This window comes from Streptosporangium sp. H16, from assembly GCF_051918855.1.
GTDB lineage: Bacteria > Actinomycetota > Actinomycetes > Streptosporangiales > Streptosporangiaceae > Streptosporangium.
The window spans coordinates 22,744-41,692 of record NZ_JBPXMD010000019.1; the positions used below are offsets into that span (position 1 = coordinate 22,744).

The 18,949-nt window shown below is 69.7% G+C and carries 14 protein-coding genes and 1 pseudogene; 6 read left to right on the top strand and 9 right to left on the bottom strand.

Translation table 11 applies throughout. The features are described from left to right. Positions 1-303 precede the first annotated feature (303 nt). Positions 304-1,473: a hypothetical protein gene (locus tag ACTOQ2_RS28045; RefSeq protein ID WP_440103531.1), complete on the top strand. Its 1,170-nt coding sequence runs from the start codon at positions 304-306 to the stop codon at positions 1,471-1,473. Here the strand turns inward: ACTOQ2_RS28045 and cutA are convergent. The 4 genes from cutA to ACTOQ2_RS28065 all read right to left on the bottom strand — a co-directional run bounded on the left by cutA (position 1,412) and on the right by ACTOQ2_RS28065 (position 5,472). Beyond that, positions 1,412-1,729, bottom strand: a complete 318-nt coding sequence (gene cutA / locus ACTOQ2_RS28050; protein WP_440103533.1) for a divalent-cation tolerance protein CutA — start codon at positions 1,727-1,729, stop codon at positions 1,412-1,414. The genes ACTOQ2_RS28045 and cutA overlap by 62 nt on opposite strands. 84 nt (positions 1,730-1,813) lie before the next feature. Next, complete coding sequence (locus ACTOQ2_RS28055; RefSeq protein WP_440103535.1) at positions 1,814-3,235, bottom strand: replication initiator; 1,422 nt, start codon at positions 3,233-3,235, stop codon at positions 1,814-1,816. Further along, positions 3,232-3,420: a hypothetical protein gene (locus ACTOQ2_RS28060; RefSeq protein WP_440103536.1), complete on the bottom strand. Its 189-nt coding sequence runs from the start codon at positions 3,418-3,420 to the stop codon at positions 3,232-3,234. Before ACTOQ2_RS28060 ends, ACTOQ2_RS28055 begins: the two co-directional genes overlap by 4 nt. Before the next feature lie 510 nt (positions 3,421-3,930). Continuing rightward, positions 3,931-5,472 carry a recombinase family protein gene (locus ACTOQ2_RS28065; RefSeq protein ID WP_440103538.1) on the bottom strand — a complete coding sequence of 514 codons (1,542 nt, stop codon included), beginning with the start codon at positions 5,470-5,472 and terminating at the stop codon, positions 3,931-3,933. Between the two features lie 94 nt (positions 5,473-5,566). On the opposite strand from ACTOQ2_RS28065, the gene ACTOQ2_RS28070 reads away from it, so the two are divergent. The 5 genes and pseudogenes from ACTOQ2_RS28070 to ACTOQ2_RS28090 all read left to right on the top strand — a co-directional run bounded on the left by ACTOQ2_RS28070 (position 5,567) and on the right by ACTOQ2_RS28090 (position 13,211). After that, a complete protein-coding gene (locus tag ACTOQ2_RS28070) occupies positions 5,567-5,758 on the top strand; it encodes a hypothetical protein (RefSeq protein WP_440103727.1) in 192 nt (63 codons plus the stop codon). Positions 5,759-5,773: 15 nt separating this feature from the next. Next, positions 5,774-6,365: pseudogene (locus tag ACTOQ2_RS28075) on the top strand (5-methyltetrahydropteroyltriglutamate--homocysteine S-methyltransferase); the annotation flags it as partial. Positions 6,366-6,756: 391 nt separating this feature from the next. Continuing rightward, a complete protein-coding gene (locus ACTOQ2_RS28080) occupies positions 6,757-7,554 on the top strand; it encodes an SAM-dependent methyltransferase (RefSeq protein ID WP_440103540.1) in 798 nt (265 codons plus the stop codon). Positions 7,555-8,181: 627 nt separating this feature from the next. Beyond that, positions 8,182-8,688, top strand: coding sequence for a lytic polysaccharide monooxygenase auxiliary activity family 9 protein (locus tag ACTOQ2_RS28085; protein ID WP_362690702.1), 507 nt, complete (start codon positions 8,182-8,184; stop codon positions 8,686-8,688). Between the two features lie 626 nt (positions 8,689-9,314). Continuing rightward, positions 9,315-13,211 (top strand): NB-ARC domain-containing protein, encoded by a 3,897-nt coding sequence (locus ACTOQ2_RS28090; RefSeq protein ID WP_440103542.1) that lies wholly within the window; start codon positions 9,315-9,317, stop codon positions 13,209-13,211. 197 nt (positions 13,212-13,408) lie between these two features. On the opposite strand, the gene ACTOQ2_RS28095 is transcribed toward ACTOQ2_RS28090, so the two are convergent. The 5 genes from ACTOQ2_RS28095 to ACTOQ2_RS28115 form a co-directional block, all read right to left on the bottom strand. After that, a complete protein-coding gene (locus ACTOQ2_RS28095; RefSeq protein ID WP_440103543.1) occupies positions 13,409-14,335 on the bottom strand; it encodes an SDR family oxidoreductase in 927 nt (308 codons plus the stop codon). Beyond that, the gene (locus tag ACTOQ2_RS28100) at positions 14,332-14,940 is read right to left on the bottom strand and encodes a TetR/AcrR family transcriptional regulator (RefSeq protein ID WP_440103544.1); all 609 of its coding nucleotides are present in this window, start codon (positions 14,938-14,940) and stop codon (positions 14,332-14,334) included. The genes ACTOQ2_RS28095 and ACTOQ2_RS28100 overlap by 4 nt, the downstream gene beginning before the upstream one ends. Before the next feature lie 201 nt (positions 14,941-15,141). Next, a complete protein-coding gene (locus ACTOQ2_RS28105; RefSeq protein WP_440103545.1) occupies positions 15,142-17,043 on the bottom strand; it encodes a DUF6807 family protein in 1,902 nt (633 codons plus the stop codon). Then, entirely contained in the window at positions 17,040-18,083 is a 1,044-nt protein-coding gene (locus ACTOQ2_RS28110) for a mandelate racemase/muconate lactonizing enzyme family protein (protein WP_440103547.1), read from the bottom strand. Before ACTOQ2_RS28110 ends, ACTOQ2_RS28105 begins: the two co-directional genes overlap by 4 nt. Next, positions 18,080-18,946, bottom strand: a complete 867-nt coding sequence (locus ACTOQ2_RS28115; protein ID WP_440103549.1) for a 5-dehydro-4-deoxyglucarate dehydratase — start codon at positions 18,944-18,946, stop codon at positions 18,080-18,082. The genes ACTOQ2_RS28110 and ACTOQ2_RS28115 overlap by 4 nt, the downstream gene beginning before the upstream one ends. Between the last annotated feature and the right edge of the window lie 3 nt (positions 18,947-18,949).

Genomic DNA, 18,949 nt, shown 5'->3' on the forward strand with positions numbered 1-18,949 from the left:
TTTTTCGCGGTCCTCCCATGACAGCGCCCCACCAGCACGCGGAGATAGGGCGGGACAGGGGAGACCAGGGGAGAGAAGAGGAGTAAGAGGCTCAGCGGAAGGGGAATAGGGGAGACTGAGGGAGAGACGCAGACCCCTATCTCCAGAGGTAACGCGATGCGTGACGTTCCAGCTTGGGCACGACGGCTACGCGCCGAACGACGTAACCGGCTGTGGACTCAGCGGGAAATGGCCCGAGCGTTGACCGATCTGGCTGATGAACGCACGCGTAGCCGTATGCCGGGACGGGATTCCGTCACTCGCATGATCAAAGACTGGGAAGCGGGCAGGCATAAGCCGAGGGATCCATACCGGCTGCTTTACTGCCGCGCTTTCGACCTGGACGAGAACGCACTGTTCGGCGCGGAAAGCATGTCACGCACTGAGCCGGAGGATGATGTGCTACGCAGAGAATTTCTCGGTGCGTCCGTGGCGACTGTGAGCATTGCCGCTATTCCCGTACCGTTTGAGAGTCTTCCTCAGGGGCGACGCGTCAATGACGAGCTTGTCGTTTCGCTTCGCAAGCGCATTGCGCGGCTACGTCGAATCGACGACTATCTAGGTGGCGCCGAAACCTATCCTCTCTATGCTGCCGAGCTTGAGAGAACGAGCACACTCGTCAACGAGGCCAGTTATACGGAGAAGACGGGAAGAGCGCTGCTAAGCGTGGTCAGCGAGCAAGCGCAGCAGGCAGGATGGGCTGCCTTCGACGCAGGATGGGCCAAGAGAGCGAGGCAGCTTTTCAAGAAAAGCCTGTCGGCCGCTACCGATGCCGGAGACACCGCCCTTCTTGCCAACTCGCTAGCGTTCCTCGCTTATCAGAAAGTGAGTTATGGCTCTCCGGGGATTCAGGAAGCGGATGCTTCGTGCCGGGTAGCGGAGCGAGGGACTCCCCCTGCGGTCAGGGCACTCCTGCTGGAGCGAGCGGCATGGGCGTATGCGTCTGAAGGGCAGAGATACCAGGTCGAGGTCGAAAGAGCCCTCGAAGAAGCCGGTAGGGCACTTGAGGAGAGCAGTGGCGAGCCGAATCCAGATTGGGCGCTCTGGGTTGACCGGCTCGAACTTCAGATCATGACGGGGCGGTGCTGGGTCGCGCTGAATCAACCTGTTAAGGCCATCGCCGTTCTTGAGGATGCTCTCTCGAAGTACGAAGACACCCACGCCCGAGACAAGTCCCTCTATACGACTTGGCTTTCGGAAGCGTATCTAGATGCCGGGGAGATCGAACGCGCATCCGCCGCTCTGGGTCAGTCGCTGAGCCTCTCCATGGATGTCGCGTCAATTCGTCCACGCCAGCGTGTCAGCGCCGTTCTTGAGTGCCTTGAGGATCACAGATCACTGCCATCTGTCGCCGAACTTTTCGACCGCATGGCTATGCCGTCGTCTTGCTCAGCCATTCCAAGTAAGGAGCCGACCCACCGTCAATCGATGTGAAGGTCACCTCAGGATTGTTCCACGGATGCTCGGATAGCAAATGTGCCTCCAAGTCCGGGTAGCGCTCTACAGTCGTCCTCAGGAAGATCTGCCACTCTTCCCCTTCGCCCATTTTTCCCTCATGCCAGAAAACAGACTGCGCAGGCCCGAAGACTTGGCCCGATGCTGCCAGTTTCGCACGGACGGCAGATCTGAGAAGATTCATCGCCGCATCACGGCTGTCCACTGTGGTTGAAACCTGAAGGTAGTCAGTCATGCGGTCAAGCCTAGATCACTTCCCCGGATCCGGTACAGAAGAGCGAAGACGGCTTCCAGACGACTGGAACGCATCCTTATGAGATCACTCCATTTCAGGATGAGCACGTTCTTTGGCGATCTTGCGGGCAGTGGCGATGCGTTGCCGAGCCAGTTCCGCCCAGAAGGGTTCGCCGTGTCGGTGGCCGCTTCCGGCGTAGCGCCACTCCGACAGGGTGAGCGTGGTCTCTTCGGCAGGGTCGGGCAGACCGAGGAGCATCCGAGCTTGCGCGGCCCGGTAGTCGGCACGGGTCCGGCGTAGCTCGCCGAGGGTCGTGGAGTAGTAGCGGCTCTTGGTGGAGAAGTGGCCCCGGTACCCCAGCATGTGCGACCAATGCCGCAGCGGGAGCAGCCGGTATTGCGGCAGGCGGTTCAGGGTGAAGCAGGTCAGGATCATGCGTCGGGCGTGTTCGGTCACGTCCAGTCGGGGGATGTCCCGAGCGTCACGGATGCGTCGGTCCACCGTCCCCGCGGACTCCGCTCCCTTGGTCGCGTACTTGGCCACGTACGACGCCACCCGCTGGTCACTCACGCCGTCCAGATCGGTGGAGAGGTAGACCGGTCGCACGTCGAGCTGATCACCCCAGCGCAGCAGGACCGGCGGAGGAGCGTCCGGCGACTGCTTGGAGGCCGGGACGACGACCTGTGCGGCGGCTTGCCGGATCGCGGTGTCCAGCAGCGGAACGGTTGCCCAGTCCGGCGGAGGGGAGGCCGGACCGTCCGGGCCGTCGAGGCGGATCACCGCGTGGAAGTGGACCAGGCCGCGCGCCTGGTACTCGGCGACCTTGGCGTACGACAGCCGCAGCACCTCACGTAGGTGAGCACGAGGCACGCCGAGCTGCCGAGCCAGGACAGCGGGGAGTGCCTGGGTGAAGCGGCGCCACAGCTCTCCCGCATGAGCGTTCCACAAGACCGCGCCCTGGTAGTCGTAACAGTCCACGCAGAGCGGTTGCCCTACTTGCGGGTCATCGCGCTCGTGACGCCTGCCGCAGCCTTCATAGCGGCCATGGGGGCAGGTAGGGGAGTCGCGCCGGGGACGGCAGGGCAGGGTCTTGCCGTCCTTGCCCGTGTGGTGAGCGTGGACCGCGCCGAAGGACGGAGCGGTGAAGGTGGCGAACACCCGGGGGTGGCCGCCCACGTCTTCGGGGACGCCCTTGCCGCCGCGCAGGCCGGAGATGATGAGGTGGTAGGTGTCGTCCTTGTAGACCGCCGAGCAGGCCGGACACCGGGACGCGCGACGGTTGCCGCAGGCGGTGAGCAGGAAGCCGGTCGGTTCGTCGGTCGTCCGGTAGACGTCGAGGATTTCACCGGTTGTGCCGTCGAAGGTCAGGCGTTCACCGTGTAGGCGGACCGGTTGGGCACAGCCCCCGGTGGCGTAGACCATGCGTTGCCACCGGGCGAAGTCGGGCATGGCCGCACGTTGCATCGCGGCCAGGATGTCAGGGGCGAAGGAGGGGGCCGGGTTCACGCGGCACCCCTCCCGGCTTCGAGGGACGGGGGTTCGGCACGGGTCGGCCCGTCGGCCAGCTCGATGCCGTGGATGGCGGCGATACGTCGCCATTTCTCGGATGACCACCGAGGCGACTCGGCGATCTTGCGCTTGGACCACTCCCGTACAAGCGCGGCGTGCGGCACCAGTTCGGGAGGTACCAAAGGACTCCTTTCTCTCTGCGGAGTTCCCACGCCATTTCGGGAAAAGGCAGGTGCCATCGGCAGGCATGCGGAAATGACATGACTGCGGAGGAACGGCACTCGTCAGCGAGATCGATGGAGTGTCGAGGTCGCGCGACGGTGAACCAGTGAGCGCCGCCTGTAGTGCTGGCCTACCGCTGGCCGGGTCCCCCAGCGGAACGGCTCTCGTCTTCGTGGCGCCCGGTGGCGTACTGCGCTCGGATGTGTCGCGTCTGGTCTCTCGCTGCTTCCCGAAAGACGGGGGAAATTATCTATGGTCATTTTGCCACGGCGGACGGGAAATTATGCGTGCGGGAATTTCCGCCGGGACGTCTTCCGAGTCGTCCCCTGTCGTCCGGTGGCGTCCGACTGCGTCCAGTGACGTCCGGCTGCGTACGGCTGCATCTGATCGTCAAGGGCAACAAGTAAGGGAGCTGTCACCTGTCGGTCAGGTGTTCAGCTCCCTTGGGGGCGAGGACGTCCCAGGACGTCTTACTCCATCCACACCGGTTCAAGGAGATCGGGGTTGAAGGTGGCTCGCCCCTTGCCCGCCGGATGCACGATCACCGCGTGAAGCATCTCCCGGACATGCGCCCGCTTCCGCGACAGCGGTAGCCCGCCCTCCGCTTCCGGGAGGTACCAGCGCCGCCGGATCTCCTTGATGTCGGTGACCATGCTCGCCCGCTGGCGTTCCGCCCGTCCCGTGATCTTGTTCTTCTCCGCCCGCAGTCGGGCGATGTCGCCTTCCAGGTCAGCGGCGTTGCGGAAGTAGAGGTTGTTGGAGATGTTCCGCGCCCGCCACTGCCGGGTCAGTTCCTCCAGTTGCTCCTCTACCTCGGTGAGCTCTTCTTCCCTGGTCCACAGGGGAGTGTCATCCACGTCCGTGTACTGGGCGAGTTCCATCTGACCGAGCACGAGTTCCGAGATGGCGAAGTCGACCAGGTCCCCGCGCCGTGAGACTCCGCCGCAGCCGCCCACGTCCTGGCCGGGACAGAAGTAGATGTGTCGCTTGCGGTCTTTCGTCTTCTTGGTCCTCAGCGGTACGTTGCACACGCCCCCGCCCGCGACGGGACGACCGCAGCGCAGCACACCGGTCAGCAGGTAGCGGTGCTCCCGGTAGTCCAGAGGGAGAGGAGCGCCCACGACGCCGCCTCGCTTGACGCTGTGCCCCTTGCGGCTGTCGAGGATGTCCCGCACGGCCAGCCACTCCTCAGGAGTGAGGATCGGTTGCCACTCCCCGAGAATCGGGGCGCCGCTCGCGTCGCGGACCAGTTCGCCGCGCAGCTCCCGGTAGCCGCACATGCGCGGTTTGGCCAGTGCCGAGCTGAGCGTGCGCATCTGCCAGTCGTTGCCCCGAGGGGTCTTGACCCCCCGCCGCCTCCAGTCCATGACGATGGCGTAGAGCGACGTGCCCCCGGCGAAGTCACGGGCGGCCTGCCGCAGCAAGGCCGCTTCCGGCTCTTCCACCGTGATCCGGTCGTCCTTCCAGCCGAACGGACGAGGACCGCCGACCACCTTGCCCTGGAGTGCCCGCGCCTGATGGGAGCTGCGCATCCGGCGTTGCATCTTGCGGACCTCCATCTTGGAGATGACCGCGCCGAACAGGCCCATGCTCTCCACGTCCTCGCTGTAGAGGTCCTTGGACTGCTTGGCGTCGGCGAAGACCCGCCCGTCCCGGTAGGTGATCGCTTCGACGAACCGTTCGTAGTCGCCGGGACGACGGGCCAGCCGATCCTCCGCGATGATGACGACGCCCCGGACCTCTCTGCCGTCCGGCAGCTTCCCGCCCTTGAGAACCTTGAGCATCGCTTCGAAGTCGTCGCGGTAGACGTCGGCCTTGGCGGCTGACTTGTCGTTGTCGGTGAACTCGTGCACCACGGTCCAGCCGTGACGTGTGGCCGTCTGGCGGTTCACCCGGTGCTGGTCCTGCACCCCGTGTTCGTCGCCGCGCAGGTCGGCCGAGATGCGAGCGTAGGACACGACGGGGACCAGGTCCGTTCCCTCTGGCAGCGTGGTCGGCTTCGGCACGAGCACCTCCGGTTTAATAGGGCCTCTGTGCATGTTCTAGCACTACCTGGTTCCGGAGCTTGGTCCCGGCACCCGGTTCCGGCTCGACTGGAGCAAGCCGCTGGGTGAGCACGCCGAGGCGCGGCGGCTGGGCGTCGAGACCCGGCCGGTGCTGGTCGGGCCGCGGTCGTTCCTGCTGCTGGCCAAGTCCACCGAACCCGGCTTCGCACCGCTGCGGCTGCTGGACGGCCTGCTGGAGACCTACGCCGAGCTGCTGGAACGGATGGCCGCGGCGGGGGTGGCCGAGGTGTAGCTGGACGAGCCGGTGCTGGCCACGACCACCATCGGCTCCTTCCCGCAGACCGGCGAGGTGCGCCGGGCACGCGCCGCCATGCGCTCGGGCGACATCGACAAGGCCGGGTACGAGCGCAGGATGGAGGCCGAGATCGACCGCGTCATCGCGCTGCAGGAGGACATCGGCCTGGACGTGCTGGTGCACGGCGAGCCCGAGCGCAACGACATGGTCCAGTACTTCGTGGAGATGCTTGGAGGGCTACGCCGCCACCAAGCATGGCTGGGTGCAGTCGTACGGCAGCCGCTACGTCCGCCCGCCGATCCTGTTCGGCGACGTCTCCCATCCCGAGCCGATGACGGTGCGCTGGGCCTCCTACGCACACTCGCGGACGAGGAAGCCGGTCAAGGGCATGCTGACCGGCCCGGTGACCATGCTGGACTGGTCCTTCGTCCGCGACGACCAGCCGCCGGGCAAGACCACCAGGCAGGTGGCGCTGGCCCTGCGCGACGAGACCCGCGACCTGGAGGCGGCGGGTATCAGGACCATCCAGGTCGACGAGCCCGCGCTGTGCGAGCTGCTGCCGTTGCGGCGGGCCGACCGCGCGGCCTACATCGAAACCGCCCTGCGTACGCGGCCTGAAGACCCGCGGCTACCCGGAGACGGAGGCCAGCCTCAGGAACATGGTCCAGGCCGCCCTGCGTGTCCGCGCGGAAGCGGTCTAAAGCCTGTCCAGAGGTTCGATCATGTGGCTGGGGTGAGGAGCTTCAGCCACATGATCGAGCCTCGGAGGCAGGGGCCGGCCTCGTGGCTTGCCGGGGCCCTGCGTCGCGGCGTCACCAGGCGGGCCGGTGCGGAAGATCGTTGATCGAGCGCCTCTACGTTCGGCCGAGGTCGTGCATGCCGGAACGGCTGACTCCTGGCGAGCGCGCAGACCTCGCTCGGCCGGCCGGGGGCCGATGTCCGGCCTTTGCGCGAAAAACGCCGATGAAGGAGCTTGATTCATTAACCTTTCGTCCATGGATATACCGGGCGTGGACTTGACCGTGCCGAGCGCGGCACGCATATACGACTACCTGCTGGGCGGCAAGGACCACTTCGCCTCGGATCGCGAAGCCGCCGATATGGTGCTCCAGTCCGTGCCGAACGCGCGCGAGAACGCCAGGGCCAACCGTGCCTTCCTGAGCCGGGCCGTGCGCACCCTCGTCGACGCGGGCGTCCGCCAGTTCCTCGACATCGGCGCCGGGTTGCCGACGCAGGAGAACGTTCATCAGGTGGCCCAGCGCGCGGCGCCGAGCTCACGGGTGGTCTACGTCGACAACGATCCCGTGGTGCTCGTCCATGCCCGCGCGCTGCTCGCCGACAACCCCGGCACGGTGGTCGTCCCGGCCGACATCCGCGACCCGGCCGCCCTGTTGCGGCACCCCACGGTCCACGACTACCTGGACTTCACCCAGCCGGTGGGAGTGTTACTGCTGGCCGTCCTGCACTTCATCCCCGATGACGAGGAGGTGGCCGGCATCGTCGCCGAGATCCGTCGCCCGCTGGTGTCCGGCAGCTACGTGGCCATTTCCCACGGCCACCCCGGCGAGCTGACCGGAGACCTGGCGAAGAAGGGCCAGGAGCTGTACGGCCGCACCCGTCAGGGAGCCGTCGTCGGTCGCACCCGCGCGGACATGGCCGCGTGGCTCGAGGGCCTGGAGCTCCTGGCTCCGGGCATCGTCCCCGTCCAGGGCTGGCGCCCCGAGGACGACTTCGACCCCATCCCCGACCTCGCGAAACCCGGCGTCTTCGGCATGGTCGCGAGAGTTCCGTAGGGGGCGCCCCTTCGGGAGACGTCCACCGGGTCCCGATGGTGATCCGTTCCAGGTTCACGAAACGGCCGGGGGAGACCTTCCCGCCGCGCGAGCACACCCACCTGCCGGCCGCCCGAGTCGGCGCCGTCCACACGGTCTGCGCCGAGCTCGGGCGCACCTCCTTCGCAGACGATGATCGCCGGGGCCGCTGCCCGTGGGCAGCCCGGCCTTTCTCGGGGTGGTGACCGGCAGGTCCACCTGCCGGTCGACCGGCGATGTCGTCTGCTGTCCTTCGTCCTGACCGTGGGGCAAGGACCGTGGGGCAAACGGGGACAGCGCGCGGTTTCGCGCCGTCCTGGCTCGTATCAAGGTCCGGCCGCCCGCGTACCCGTCCTGCCGCGGCGGCCGCCGACAGGCCTGCTCCCTCCCGTTCCTCCGGCGACAACCGCGGCTATCTGGCCGGCGCCACATCAGGGCCGTCATCCCCGAAAAGAGCGACCGGGCGGCCAACCGTGAGAACCGCCGCTCCCGGGGCCCGGCCGAAGGGGTCGTCGCGCCTGACAGGCCACCGAATCTTTCCTGACTCGAATATTTACTGTTAGGAAACTTTCTTTTATATTCGAGTCACCCCCAGCGAAGGAGCAGGACATGCGCAGAACGGTCACCTTCCTCGCGATGGCGATCATCGCCGTCGCCTCGACCGTGTTCATCGCGTCACCGGCCAACGCGCACGGCTACATCTCGTCGCCGCCGAGCCGTCAGGCCATGTGCGCCCAGGGCCGGGTCACCGGCTGCGGCGACATCATCTACGAGCCCCAGAGTGTGGAAGGTCCCAAGGGCCTGAAGAACTGCCACGGAAACGTCGCCCGGTTCTCGCAGCTCAGCAACGAGAGCAAGGGCTGGCCAGCGACGAGCGTGGGCAACTCGGTCACCTTCAACTGGGTGCTGACCGCCCGCCACGCCACCAGCACGTGGGAGTACTTCATCGGCAACACCCGGATCGCGGTGTTCAACGACGGCGGCAGGCAGCCCGGCGCCACCGTCTCGCACAACGTGAACCTGGGTGGCAGGACCGGCCGTCTGAAGGTCCTCGCCGTCTGGAACATCGCCGACACCGCCAACGCCTTCTACTCCTGCGTCGACCTGCAGCGCTGATCCGCGATCCGATCTGGCTGGCCATAACCGGACATGGCCGGATCCGTGAGGTCCAGTCAGGTCCGGCCAGGTCCGGCCAGGTCCGGCCAGGTCCGATGGCAGAGGTCTGGCCCGTTGGACCCGTCAGGCCCGAACCGTTCCCGCGCCCCCGTGGCCCGGCGGCGTCCCCCGCCGTCTCCGGCCCCGGTGGGTGCGGGGGCGGTTTCGTCGTTCCGGCACCTTTCCTGGCGTCCCCTCCTCGGATGATTCGAAAGAGGTCACCAAGGGCGACCGCGGTGTCACGAAAAAGGATCTCCCTTGAATGGGAGCCGGAATGGCGGGCGCGACGTCGTGGACATAGCAGCTCAAAGTGTGCAACACGGCTTTTCGTATGCGCTTTAATTGCCGAAACCTCGGTGATTCAACTCAACGGCAATGGGGAACAGATATCGTGCGTCCAGGGTTCCCGGCGCCCGTCGGGGCAGGGGTCGGCACTGTAGGGGTGGGCGGTGACTCGTCGCACAAAAAGAATCACCGATGTCGCCACGGCGATTCTGGTGGTTTTGGGAATCCTGGTCGGACTTCCGGTGCGAATGGTCGAAGAATATCTTCCGGACACGGTCGTCGAGCACCGGATCGAATGGGTCGTGATTTTCGGATTAACCGCCTCCCTCGTCGTCCTGCTGACATGGCTGACGCCGAAACTGAGGGAGTCACGCACGCGCGGCGGGCTCTTCCTGGTGCCGGACAGGCAGCCGGGCTGGGTCAGGAGAACCGAGCTGGACGAGGTGGTCTCCACCCTGACCATGAGGGGCTCGGGCACGGTCGGGCTGACCACCGGTCTCGCCGGGGCGGGCGGGTTCGGCAAGACCTCTCTGGCCGTGGAGGCGTGTCACAGCGACGAGGTGCGTAAACGGTTCGGCGGCGGCGTCATATGGGTCACCGTGGGCCGTGACCGCGCCGGTGCCGACATCGCGGCGCTCGCCAACGACGTCACGGAGGCCGTGCTGGGCGTCCGGCCGGAGTTCTCCAGCCCCGAGCAGGCCGGTCACCGGATGGCCGAGGCCCTGGCGGAGCGGGGCCGCGTGCTGCTGGTGGTCGACGACGTGTGGAGCCTCAGGCAACTGCGCCCGTTCCTGGCCGCGGCCGCGCGGTCCCGGGTGCTGGTGACGACCCGGCTGCCCCGGGCACTGCCCCCGAAGGCGATCGCGATGATCGTCGACGAGATGGCGCCGCGGGTGGCCGTCCAGGTGCTGAGCCGGGGGCTGCCGCCGATGAATCCCGGGGTCGTCAGCGACCTGGTCGGCCTGACGGGGAGATGGCCGCTGCTGCTGTTCCTCGTCAACGCGCGGCTGCGCGACGAGCACGGCGCGGGAACGAACGCCGACGTCGCCGCACGCCGGGCGGCCGAGCGGCTGGGCCGGACCGTACCCGCCGTCCTGGACGTCACCGTCGCCTCCCAGAGGGAGACCGCGGTGCTCGCCACCGTCGAGCACAGCCTCGAGGCCCTCGGCGCGTTCGACCGCGCCCGTTTCCTGGAACTCGGCGTCTTCCCCGAGGACGCCGAGATACCGGTCACCGTCGTCGAGCTTCTCTGGCGGGGCACCGCGGGACTCACGTCCAAGCAGGCGGAGCGGCTCTGCGGAAGGCTCCAGGACCTCTCGCTGGTCAGCAGACGTCACGCGAGGGGAACGACGCCGTCGATCACGATCCACGACGTCGTCCGTTCCGCCGTCCGCTCGGAGGGCGGCCTGGGAAAGGAGCACGTCGAGGCCGCCAATCGCGACCTCCTCGACGAGGCCAGGAACCTGATACCCGACGACGACCTCACGGCGGACGCCGAATGGTGGAGGCTGCCCCAGACCGTGCCCTACCTCTGGGACCACCTGCTGTTCCACCTCTCCGAGGCGAGGAGATACCGGGAGCTGGAGTCGCTCCTGCACGACGTGCGGTGGTTCGTCGCCCGGGTACGCGCGTTCGGGGTGGCCGCGGCGGAGGCGGACCTGGCCCTGTCGACCTCCCGCTCCGTCGCCGGGGTCCGCCGGTTGATCGACCGCAGCGCCCACCTGCTGACCCCCTTCGAGTCGGACGCCGTCTCCACGGCGAACCTGCTGGCCCGCCTCTACGCGTTCCCGCCGATGCGGGCGTCGGTCGAGCGTTACAGCCAGGAGAACAAGACCACCTTCCTGAGAGCCCGCTGGCCGCTGCCCGACGACGGCGCCACCTGCCTCCTGCGGACCCTGACCTCGGCGACGAGACGGCTCAACCAGGTGTCGATCACACCGGACGGGTCGCGGTTCGTCGTGCACGCCCGCGACGGCGGCGCGCAGATCTGGAAGGTCGACGGCACCACCCGGACGACGCTGGCCACCCACGGCAGGCCGGTGCACGAGGTCGTCGTCGCGCCGGACGGTTCGTGGCTGGTGACCCGCTCCGGGAGCAGGAGGGTGCAGATATGGGGGATTGGCGGCGCCGAGCGGGCCGTCCTGCGCACCGGGGTGGGAAAGCTCGCCGCGATGGTGGCGGCGTCCGACGGGTCGTGGCTGGCGACCCTCTCCGCGAGCGGGAAGGGCCGCCTCTGGAATCCCGACGGGAGCAGGCGGGCCACCCTGCGAAGCGGGACGGGAAAGCTCGCCGGGCTGGTGGCCGCGCCGGACGGTTCGTGGCTGGCGACCCGCTCCGCGAGGGGAGGGGTCGCTCTCTGGAGTCCCGGCGGGAAGAGACGGCTGGTCCTCAGGAGCCGGGTCCGGGTGAGAACCAAGCCGCGACGCCTGAAAGACGTCCTGAGGATGCGCGGCTGGAGCCAGGAGGACGAGAAGGTCTCCGGCCGGAACAGGCCGATCGGCAAGGTCTCCGAAATAGCCGTCTCACCTGACGGTTCATGGCTGGCGACCCTCTCCGGAGACGGGAGCGTGCGCCTGTGGGGAGTCGACGGCGTCGAGCGGGCCGTCCTGACGGGACACACCGGGGCGGGATCGGGCATGCGGATCTCTCCCGACGGTTCGTGGCTGGCCACCTGGGCGTCCACCGGCCCGGTGCGGCTGTGGGAGGCCGACGGCAGGCAGCGGGCCGTCCTGACGGGTCATGCGGGGGCGGTTCGTCAGGTGGTGATCGCGCCGGACGGCAGCTGGCTGGCTGTGCTCTCCGGTGATCGGAGTGTGCGGTTGTGGGAGGCCGACGGCAGGCAGCGGGCCGCTCTGACGGGTCATGCGGGGGCGGTTCGTCAGGTGGTGATCGCGCCGGACGGCAGCTGGCTGGCTGTGCTCTCCGGTGATCGGAGTGTGCGGTTGTGGGAGGCCGACGGTGCTGAGCGGGCCGCTCTGACGGGTCATGCGGGGGCGGTTCGTCAGGTGGTGATCGCGCCGGACGGCAGCTGGCTGGCCGCCTGCTCCGACGAGGGGACGATCCGGATCTGGCAGTCGGAGCGCACCGCGCGGCAGAGCCGCAGGGGCCGGACCGGGACGGTGCGCCAGGTGACGATCTCCCCCGAGGGGAGCTGGATCGCCACGCACTCCGGTGACGGGTCGGTGAAACTCTGGAACGAGGACAGGATAGAAGGGGCGACCCTCACCGTTCCCCTGGAGAACAGCCACCACGGCGCGGTCTCGCCGGACAAGACGTGGCTGGCCGTATGGTCGGCCGACCACGTCGTCCGGATACGCGGCGCCGGTGGCCGCAGGCGGGCCATCCCGACGGGGCACGCGGGACGCCTGCGCGGAGTGGTGATCGCCCCCGACAGCACCTGGCTGGCCACCTGGTCGGCCGACCGGACCGTACGGCTGTGGGGCGCGGGCGGCAGCAGGAGGGCGGTGCTGGCCGGTCACACCGGGCCGGTGCGCGAGGTGGTGATCGCTCCCGACAGCACCTGGCTGGCCACCTGCTCCGAAGACGGCACCGCCCGCGTGTGGTGGGCCGACGGCACCGAGCGCGCCGTCCTGGTCGCGAACGTCAGGGCGACGGCCCACCTCCTCATCTCCCCGGACGGCGGCTGGCTCGCGACGCTGTCCATCTACGGGAAGATCCAGCTCTGGAAACCGGACGGCCGCAGGTACGCCACCCTGAGGAACAGGGTGGAGGACATCGGCGAGATCACCGTGGCGCCGAACGGCAGATGGTTCGCCATCTTCTCCGCCAACGGGACGGCCGGTCTGTGGGGAGCCGACGGGAAGGCGCGGGCCTCGCTCAAGGGCTGCCCGGGACCGGCCCGGGGGGTGACGATCGCCCCCGACGGCACCTGGCTGGCCGCCTGCTTCGACGACGGCGGCGCCCGTGTCTGGTCGGCGGGCGGCACGGAACGGGCGAGGCTGTCCGGCGGCGAGGGAAGGATCCGCGGCGTGGCGATCTCCCCGGACAGCAACCTGCTCGCCACCTGCTCCGACGACGGCACCATCCGGGTGTGGGACAGGTACGGCGAGTCGTCCGCCGCCGGAGCCCGGGTCGAGGCGGGCCTCAACTGCCTGGCCTGGTTCCCCAGCGGCTTCGCCCTGGCCGCGGGCGGCGACCAGGGCCTGTACGGGTTCGACCTCTACCCTCCGCCCGAATAGCGCCCGAACAGCGCCCGAACAGCGCTCGCGGTGAGCCGGCGCGACCGGCGCGGTCGTCACCGCGGCTCCCGCGCGGCGGGCTCCCGCGTTCGGCCTCGCGGCGGCGCGGGCTCACCGCGAGCGCGGCCGGCGCGGCCACGGCCGCGAGAACGACGGACGCGAGCACCCCCTCAGCGGCGACCGGCGCGATCCGGGTGTCACCGGTAGTCCTCCGGGGCGACGGCGCCGCTCTGGCGCTGGGTCGCACCGAAGTAGCCGCCCCAGTCCGGCCGGGAGCCGTCGACGTCGGTGAAGCCGTATTCCTTGGCCAGCAGCCAGGTCGACAGCGAATGCCCGCTCCAGCGGCTCACCTCCGGGTCGGCGGCGAGCGCGGCCACCGCGCGGCCGAGGTAGGCGGGTGTCTCCGACATCGCGAAGTAGGGATCTTTCGCGATGCCGTCGCGCCAGGTGGTCTCGATGACGCCGAAATGGTCGAGCATCGCCTCCGACCGGAGGAAGCCGGGCGTGAGCGCGAGGGCGGTGACGCCGTGCGGCCGCAGGTCACCCGCCTGCGCCAGGGCCGCCCGGATGACACCCGCCTTGGCCAGGTCGTAGAAGAAGGTGCCCCGGTAGTCCTGGTCGGCGGTGCCGTCGGTGACCTCCACGACCAGACCGCGGCGGCGGGCCACCATCAGCGGCAGCGCGTGCCAGCTGGTGATGATGTGCGTGTGCACCGCCTGCCGCTGCAGCAGCAGGCCGTCCTCGAGAGGCTGCTCCCATAATGGCTTGTCCCACACCGTCATCGGGTCACCGCCCCAGACGTTGTTGACCAGGATGTCGAGCCTGCCGTCCTGCTCGCGGTCGATCCGCGCCACCAGCTCGCGGACCTGGGCGACGTCCAGATGGTCGGTGGGGACGGCGATGCCGTGGCCGCCGGCGGCGGTCACCAGGTCGGCGGTCTCCTCGATGGTCTCGGGACGGTTCATCGGCGATCTCGCCGCCGCCGTGCTGCGGCCCGTGACGTAGACGGTCGCGCCGGCCGCGCCGAGCTGGACGGCCGTTCCCCGGCCTCCGCCACGGGTGGCTCCGCTCACGAGGGCGACCTGTCCGGTCAGCGGTCTGTTCTTCACCGGTTCTTCTGTCACCGGTCCTCCTTGTCGCGCCGGTAGGGGTCGAGCAGCGTGCTCAGGTCCCGGCGGAGCGCCTCGGCCAGCGGCTCCGACCTGGTCATCGCCCAGGTGAGCTGGGTGCCGTTGCGGATGGAGTCGACGGCGGCGGCGAGCGCGTCCACGTCGGTGCCCGTGGCCACGTGCCCGCTCGCCACCGCCGACCGCAGCCAGGCGGCGAGCTCGGCGCGGACCGCCGCGTCGTGCTCGCCCAGCAGCTCGCGGAACTCGGGGTCGGCCAGCTCCAGGTGAAGGAACGCCAGGTGGTTGGCGAACTCCTCCGGTTCGGTGTCGGGTCCGGCGCTGCGCACCACCGCGCGGATCAGCCCCTCCACCGGATCGGCGGCGGACTCGAACGCGGCCCGCATCGGCTGGACGAACGTCTTCTCCGCCAGGCCCCACCGGACGAATCCGAGCAGCAGGTCGCGCTTGCTGCCGTACCGCCCGACGAGCACGCCCGTCGACACCCCGGCCTCCCGGGCGACGTCGGCCAGCGTCAACCGGCCCGGTCCCACCCGCCCGACCGCCGCGGCGAGCGCGACCATGATGCGCTCCTCGCTGATCGTGCGCGGCCGTCCCGCCATGATCCCTCCCATTAAATAATGAACCTTCATTATTTATAGCACACGGCGATGACCCCTCCGATCGAAGAGTCAGGAACACGCGTACCCCCACCAGGGGAGATCAGGCGGGAAGCGGCTCACGCAGCCGTTGAGGAGCTCTTCGCGCGAGACCTTTCCGGCCGCGGGGCGCCGCCCCGTCGAGGCACCCCGCGGTGGAGGTTCTCAGGAGACGACGAGCTCCGCGGCGAGGGCGGCGGCCCGTTCGGTGGTGAGCCGCCCGTCGGCGACCACGACGGTGATCGCGCGGTCCAGCCGGTCGGGGACGGTCAGCGGCGCGTCCCAGGCCAGGGCCGGTCCGACGCCCGGGTACTCGGCGACGCGGACGAACCACGGGTCGAGCCCGAGGGTCTGCACGAACAGCAGGCTCCAGCCGTCGGAGATGAGCGCGAGCCAGGGCGAGAGGCCGCCGTGCACCGCCCGCTCGCCGGAGGCGCCGTCGGCGAAGACGTCCAGCCCGGGGGAGTCCTTGGGCGCGCGCCAGAAGAACCCGCCGTAGCCGGCGCCGGTCCGGCCCTTGCAGGCCGAGCTCTGGATCGACAGCGGCTCGCCGGTCCGGTTGTGCAGGGTGAAGGCGACGTCCAGCGCCCAGGCGCCGGGCAGGGCGCGGGCGGTGAGGGTCCGCTCCTCGGTGGCCAGGACGGCGCCGTCCGGTCCGACCCAGTCGAGGTGCTCGGCGAAGCCGCCGTCCACGGGGCGCAGCGAGCGCCGTCGCTGCCGCCCGTGGTTGGGGAGGATCCTTGGACCGGTACCGGGTACGTAGGTGGAGCCGCCCCAGAAGTTGACCCCGTTGACATCCGAGATCGCCACGCTCGCCCCGAAGTGGTGCACGTGGTCCGCGGGCTGGGTCTCGGTCACGAGCGTCCCGCCGAGGGTCCGGACCGGATGCAGGTGGGGCCGCGGCGCGTCCGTCGGCTTGAGGTCGCCCCGCCGGGTGTAGGTCGCGACCTCCCGCGAACCGACGCGCAGCGACGGTTCGGGCCAGGTGCTCGGCCGGGAGGCGAGGCTGCCGGGGAAACCGAGCTCCGACAGGGTCTTCAGCTCGGCCGCCGCGCGCACGGCCAGGCCGTCGATGCCCGGCAGCACCAGCCGGGACGGCTCCGTGCGGGAGCCGTCGACGGGCAGCGGGTCGGGCGCGCGCCGGATCTCGTCGAGCAGCCGGGTGAAGCCGCCGGTCCGCTCCAGCGGCACCAGCAGTTCCTTGCCCTCCCTGATGTGCGCCAGGAGATTGCCGAGGAGGTCGACCCGGTCGAAGCCGGTGCGGACGCCGTCCACCTCGATCTCGTCGAGGGTGTAGAAGAGCAGGGCGGAGCGTGTCTCGCCGTGCAGATGCAGGTAGGGCTCGGTCCGGCGGTCGCCGCAGAGGCTCACGGTGACCGCGATGACGGTTCCGTCGGCGAGGCGCAGCCGGGCGCTGGAGGTGTCGTCGGAGGAGATCGCGTTGGCCCGGTACAGCTCCAGCTCGATCCCCTCGACCGAGGAGACCGCGTCGGCCCCGGCGACGGCCAGCGCGGTGGCCACCGCGTGCGCGAACGGATTGGTCAGCGCGCCGTCCATGACGTCCACGCCGTCCAGCCGCCGGTGCCCCGCCCAGGGGGCGCGCGTGTAGTAGGTGAACGGGCGCGTCCAGGTTCCGGCGACGCCGATGGCGCGGATCGGCTCGCCCAGCAGCCCGGCCGCCGCGGGGACGGCGGCCGAGCCGAGCGACTGGAAGCCGACCTGGCAGGCCAGCCCCGTCTCGGCCACGGCGGCGGAGATCCGCTCGAACTCCTCCACCGACGGCGCGGGGGGTTTCTCCAGCAGCACGTGCGCCCCGGCCCGCAGGGCGGCGACCGTCAGCGGCGCGTGGGTGTGGATCGGTGTCGCGATCACCGCGACCTCCGCCCCGGTCTCGGCGATCAGCAACGGCAGGTCCGTCGACCACGGCACGTCGAGGCCGGACGCCGGCCGGGTGTCGCAGACGCCGGCGAGCTCGGCCCGGCCGGCTGCGGCCAGCCGCCGTACGTTCTCCACATGGTTGCGGCCGTGGCCGTGGATTCCGGCGACCACCACTCGAACCGGCTTCACGGCGCCCACCTCGTCGGTGCCCCGGTCGCCCGCAGCTCCGGTCCGGTGATCTCCACGGGAAAGGGCGGGGCGAGCAGCCCGAGATCGGTGAGCGTGGCGTCCTCCACCCTCTCCACCATCGAGGGATGGTGCAGCGCGAGGGCGAGCTGGCCCGACAGCTCGGTGAGCAGATGCGGATAGACCGGGACGCTGAAGGCGCGGGCGAGCTCGGCGATCCGCAGGAACGGCGTGATCCCGCCGACCCGGACCAGGTTCGGCTGGACGACGTCGCAGGCGCCCCCGGTCAGCAGGTCGCGGAACCCGTGGACGGTGGCGACGTTCTCGCCGACCGCGATCGGGGTGGCGACGCTCCGCCGCAGCTCCACCTGGGCGGCCAGGTCGTCGGCGGGCAGCGGCTCCTCGATCCAGAACAGGTCGTACCTCTCCAGGGCCCGCAGCGCGGTCCGGGCCCGGTGCAGGTCCCAGCGCTGGTTGGCGTCGATCATCAGCAGCCGGTCGGGGCCGATCACCTCGCGGACCGCCGCCACCCGCTCGACGTCCTCGGCGAGCGAGGGGCGGCCGACCTTGATCTTGACCGCGGTGTATCCGGCGGCGACCCACCGTTCGGCCTGCGCGCGGAGTTCCTCCAGCGGGTAGTGGCGATTGATCCCGCTGCCGTAGACGGGGACGCTCTCGCGCCGCGCGCCGAGGACCTCGACCAGCGGGCGCTCGCCGCAGCGCAGATCCCACAGCGCGAGGTCCACCCCGGCCAGGGCGATCGGCACGATCCCGGACCGCCCCGCCTCGCCGAGACGGGCCGACAGCCGGTCCCACACGAGCTCCGGATGCGGCGGCAGGCCGATCACCGCGTCGCGGATGTCGTGCTCCAGCAGGGCCTTGACCGCCTGGGCCCCGATCTGCGGCGTCCACGCCAGCCCGGTGCCGCGCCGCCCGTCGTCCAGCGTGATCGTGACGAGCAGCGCGTGGTTGAAGGGCACGTCCGCGCCCCAGGGCCGGGCCAGGGGCACCGACCGCAGCGTGACCGTCAAATCCTTGATCATGGCGCTACCAGGGCGAGTCCGGACTTGATCAGCGCCTCGAGCTCGGCCTCGTGCTCGGGCGCCACCGGGACCAGCGGCGGCCGGACCGCGCCGACGTCCAGCCCGCGCAGCCGTACCCCCGCCTTGACCAGCGACACCGCGTAGCCCGGCACCTTGGAGCGCAGCCGCACCAGCGGCGCGTAGAACTCGGTGATCAGCCGTTCGTCGCCGTTCAGGTAGGCGTTGGCGATCTCGGGCGCGAAGCAGAACACCGCGCTGGAGTACAGGCCGACGCCCAGGGCCCGGTAGGCGGGCTGGGTCAGCTCGGCGGTCGGCAGCCCGTTGAAGAACAGGAAGTCCGGGTGCGTCTCCCGGACGGCCAGCACGATCCGCTGCATCCGGTCGATGTCGCCGAGGCCGTCCTTCAGCCCGATGACACCGGGGATCGCGGCCAGCTCGACCGCCGCCTCCGGTTCGAGCGCGATCGGCCCGCGCTGGTAAATGATCACCGGGAGCTCGGCGGCGATCGCCCGTACGTACTCGGGGAAACCGGGTCCCTGGACGAGATAGGGCGGCATGAGCAGCAGCCCGTCGGCACCCGCTTCGCGGGCGGCCCGCGCCTGGGCGAGCGCCGCGCCGATCGGCCCGCCCGCCCCGGCGAACACCGGGGCGGCCCCGGCCGTCGTCTCCACCGCCACCCGGACGACCTCGGCGTGCTCGGCCTCCGACAGCGCGGTGAACTCACCGGTCCCGCAGGCGGCGAACACGCCGCCCGGCCGGTGCTCGAGTCCCCGCCGGACGTGGTCGGCCAGCACGCCGGGCGCGAGCTCGCCGTCCGGGCCGAAGGGGGTCACGGGGAAGAAAAGGACACCTTCGAGATTCATGGT